This is a genomic window from Gemmatimonadota bacterium, from assembly GCA_016209965.1.
Classification (GTDB): Bacteria; Gemmatimonadota; Gemmatimonadetes; order Longimicrobiales; family RSA9; genus JACQVE01.
Map to the genome: position 1 here is coordinate 1 of JACQVE010000238.1, position 4,030 is coordinate 4,030.

Here is a 4,030-nt window from a genome sequence, read left to right on the forward strand (position 1 = left end):
ACCAGCGACGCCTCGCCGCAGGGCTCCTAACCGCAGGAGAGGTCCGGGCCGAGGAAGTCCCCGCCGTCGGCAAACGCCCGCGCCCGGCAGCCGCCGCACACCTTGCGGTACTCGCAGCGCCCGCACTTCCCGCCCAGCTCGCCCTCGCGCAGCGCCCGGAACAGCGCGGAGCCGGTCCAGACCTCCGCGAAGCTCTGGCGCCGCAGGTCGCCGGCGACCGCGGGCAGATAGGGACAGGGCGTCAGCTTGCCTTCCGGCGTGATGCGGCAGTACTGCACGCCGCAGGGGCAGCGGGTCTCGTAATTGAGGAGCGGCGAATCGGCAGCGGCCTGGTACGCGTGCCGCATGATCTGCGGCTGGCACTTCGAGCGCACCATCATCCGGCCCCGGTACTCCTGCTCGAGCGCCAGCAGCTCCACCAGCACCTCGTCGTTCTCCCGCGGCTCGAGGCCGCGCATCCCCGCGCCCCGGCCGGTCGCGACCAGGAAATAGACGTTGAAGGCGACGGCGCCACGCTCCGCCGCCCACCCCGCCAGCGCGCTCAGCTCCCGGCGATTCCCTCGCGTGACCGTCGTCTGGATAATGAAGTCGAGCCCCTGGCGCTGCAGCCGCTCGACTGCCGCCAGCGTGTCCACCAGCGCGCCATGGCCATGGCGGAAGCGGTCGTGATACGACGCGTCCAGCGAGTCCACGCTCAGGGCGACACCGCTCACCCCGGCAGACTGGAGGGACCCGATGCGCTCGTCCGTCAGGCGAGTGCCGTTGGTGCCTACGACCACCGTGGCCCCGAGCGCAACCGCGTGCGCGGCCAGCTCCTCGAGGTCCTCGCGCAGCAACGGCTCGCCGCCGCTCAGGATGAACAGCGGCGCCGGGTTGCCTCCCCGTAACGGCTCCCCCGGCCCTGCCCCCTCGGCGGCCTCCGCTGCGCTCCGGCTGAGCGCCACGATCTCGCCCATGATGCGGCGGCACTCCGCCGTCGTCAGCTCGCCCTCCGCCGAGTGCCAGCCGCCGGCCGCGATATAGCAGTGGGCGCACGCCAGGTTGCAGCGGCGCGTGAGGTTCCAGGCGACGACGTGGGGGATGTAGGTGGCCGGCCTTCTCCCCGGGATCATCGCGGCTCGGCCTCCCTGGCGATGAACTCTTCCACTGCCCGTCGCGCCTGCTCCGGCGTCGTTGTCTTGAAGTCCACCGGGCACTTCTGCATCTGCTGTTCGATGTCGCGGATGGGGCAGCGCGTGACGCCCGCCGCCTTCGCCTCCTCCATGAAGCGGCGCATCTCGGGGGAAAGCGGGTCCACGCCCTCCGCCTCCGCCTTGAGCTGCTTGGCCTGCAGCTCCTTGAACATCACCAGCATGGTATCCATGTCGAACTCGTCGGCCAGGATCATGGCCTGCTTGTTCTCGTCCATGACTCGCGTGGTGATGCGCCAGAAGCCATGCTCGCGGGCGAAGCGCTCGACCGTGTTGCGTGCCAGCGGGCGCGCGATGAGCGGCACCAGGCTCAGCCGCTGGTGCGCCTCCTCGGTCCAGACCACGGGGTCCTTCTCGGTGCGGGCGCGCAACGTCACGTGGCCGGTGTGGGGGCAGCGGGCCTCCACCATGGGCGCCTCGGGCTCGGGGTCTGCGTCGCTCCCCCGGACCACCGTCCGCTTCATGGCCTCCTCCGCCTTCACCTCCGCCAGTGCCAGTTCTTCGGCCGTGCCGATGCCCATGATGAGCTGCATGTGCGTGGGCAGCAGCTTGCGGATGGCTTCATCGAGCCACTCGTTGGTGACCATGGGGAGAGAATGGGACGCGGGCTCCAGCACCGCTCCCCCTCCCGCTCCCAGCGGCTCGGCCGCGGCTCCGGCTCCCGGTCGGTCCGGTCCGGAAAGGGAAGCGGGCGCGGGAGTGGGAGAGGGAGAGGGAGTATAATGCTCGAGCACGTACTCCTCCACCGCTTTCCGCGCGATGCCCAGGGCGAAAGGCGGGACGCGCAGAATGCGCACTTCCGCCTCCGGCGCCCACTCGAGCCCCGCCTGCCCATCCTCCTCGATCCAGGGGATGTCTTCCGGGTGCACGTCCGTGGCCCCGATCAGCAGCACACTGGTCGGCGCGAGGCGCAGCAGGTTGTCCGCCTGCGAGCCCAGATCCGTGCCCGTGATGCGGTGGGCTCCATGCCGCGCGAGCACGAGCAGCGTGGGCCGGACCTCCTCCGCCCACTGCAGCACCACCTGGAAGGGCTTGCCGATCAGGATCTGCGTCTCGACCTCGACCTCGGGGTACTGCTCGGCCATGACCTGCGCCCGCTTGATGTTGGCCTGACACAGCTTGAGCAGACCCTTGTCAATGATGTTGTTGTGCAGCTCCTCCTGCTCCTCGAACTTGAAGACCTTCGAGGCCTGCTCGGACAGCACGTAGCGGATGCTGCCGAAGACCGCGTGGTGGTACTCGACGTCAAAGGCGCTGCAGACGTAGAGCCTGGCCTGGAACTCGCGCGCCAGCTCGAGGGCCGCGCGCATGGCCTTGTAGCTGTAAGCCGAGCCGTCCACGCAGACCAGGTAGCGGCCACCCTCGAGGGGCGCGGCGTCGCGCACCACCAGCATGTCCTTCTGGATGCCGCGCACTGCCCGCATGACTACGCCGCCCAACTGACTGTGCGGCTGGCGCCCGATGCCGTGGGCACCCAAGGCGACCAGGTCGTAGGAGCGCGAGCTGGTCCCCGCCAGCTTCTCCTCCTGCTCCTCCGACTCCGCTATGAGCCGACCGTTTTCACCGAGCCGCACGTCCGTGCGAACGCGCGCGCCGCCATCGTACTTGCCCGCAATGTTCGGGTCGAAGCCGATCAGGCTGGGCAGCCGCCCCGCGCCGCCGTTCGCCTCGCGGATCAGCTCCTCGTAGTTGATGCCCTCGAGGAGCTGGCGAACCATGGGCACGCCGGCCTCGCGGCAGCAGCGATCCACCTGGTCCAGGAAGCTGTCCGAGATGAGCTGCAGCCCCTTCTCGAGCAGCTTGTCGTGGATTTTCCGCTGGCGCTGAATCTCTTCCCGGGTCTGAAAGCGGGCGGGCAGCCCGGTCTCGAGCTGGCGGAAGCGGACGTCGTGCAGCCGCGCGGCATACACGTGGTTCCCCGTAATCCGGCCGCCCGAGCGACGGCACACCTCGAGGGCGCGCTCCACCGCCCAGGTGGAGTGCCGGGAGTTGTCGACCGGGACCAGGATCTCACGGTACATGGCTTATTCGGGCATGCGCTCCGCGCGGCACCGGAACACGGGGAGCTCGGAGGCATCCTGCGCGTGTCCGACGCGGAGCGGGCAAGAAAAATGGGCCCGGAAGCCCTTCAGCGAGCACCCTCGCTCTTTTTTCTTTCGGAACGCAGGGAAGCTGGCCGTATTGACGGGGTGCGAGTATAAGCGCCGCGGCCGGGCCTGTCAACATTGAGCTTTCCTGATCCTGGCCTGCGCGAGGTTCGGGCGGGGCAGGGGGCAGGGGCAGGGCACGCAGCGGCGCTGGAACGCGGCTAGAGGTCCCAACCGGCGCGGGCCAGGAGCCACAAGTTGATGAGCACGATCAGGAGGGCTACCAGGTAGAACTCTGGCGGGACGCGGGCGGCCGCTGCCGGGAAGAAGGCGCTCCGGACCAGGGCTGGCAGCCGCAGCACGCCCAGCGCCCAGACCACCCGCGCCACCCACTTGCTCTCCCGGACCCAGAGCGCCCAGAAGACGAAGGCGACAATGAGCGCCCCGAGCAACAGCCAAAGCCAGACCAGCCCGGTTCGCGCCTGCGGGAGAAGCCCCTCCCGCCAGGTGACCCAGACGGCGGCCTCGTAGAGCAGGCCGACGTGCAGGTAGAAGAAGGCGGCCTGCCGGAACTTCGCGGTTCTGGGGCTGGGGCTGGGGCTGGGGCTGGGGCCAGGGGGTCCCGGTGTGTTCGTGTTCATCTCGCGTTGCTCGCTGTATCGCCGTTGCCTCGGGGGTTGCGCGGTCCGAGCAGCAGCCGCGCCAGGTCGGTGGGCCGGCACTCAGCCAAGCCACTGGCCAGGTTCCGCTCCT

The 4,030-nt window shown here is 69.6% G+C and carries 3 protein-coding genes; all 3 read right to left on the bottom strand.

Translation table 11 applies throughout. From position 1 onward, the window contains the following. Positions 1–26 precede the first annotated feature (26 nt). On the bottom strand, positions 27–1,112 hold the full coding sequence (locus tag HY703_09555) for a radical SAM protein (GenBank protein ID MBI4545429.1): 1,086 nt from the start codon (positions 1,110–1,112) through the stop codon (positions 27–29). Beyond that, the gene (locus HY703_09560) at positions 1,109–3,211 is read right to left on the bottom strand and encodes a universal stress protein (protein MBI4545430.1); all 2,103 of its coding nucleotides are present in this window, start codon (positions 3,209–3,211) and stop codon (positions 1,109–1,111) included. The genes HY703_09555 and HY703_09560 overlap by 4 nt, the downstream gene beginning before the upstream one ends. A 287-nt stretch (positions 3,212–3,498) precedes the next feature. After that, positions 3,499–3,918, bottom strand: coding sequence for a hypothetical protein (locus tag HY703_09565; protein ID MBI4545431.1), 420 nt, complete (start codon positions 3,916–3,918; stop codon positions 3,499–3,501). Between the last annotated feature and the right edge of the window lie 112 nt (positions 3,919–4,030).

Coding starts and splice junctions, on each gene's coding strand:
- HY703_09565 (MBI4545431.1), bottom strand. CDS start 3,918: ATGAACACGAACACACCGGGACCCCCTGGCCCCAGCCCCAGCCCCAGC.
- HY703_09560 (MBI4545430.1), bottom strand. CDS start 3,211: ATGTACCGTGAGATCCTGGTCCCGGTCGACAACTCCCGGCACTCCACC.
- HY703_09555 (MBI4545429.1), bottom strand. CDS start 1,112: ATGATCCCGGGGAGAAGGCCGGCCACCTACATCCCCCACGTCGTCGCC.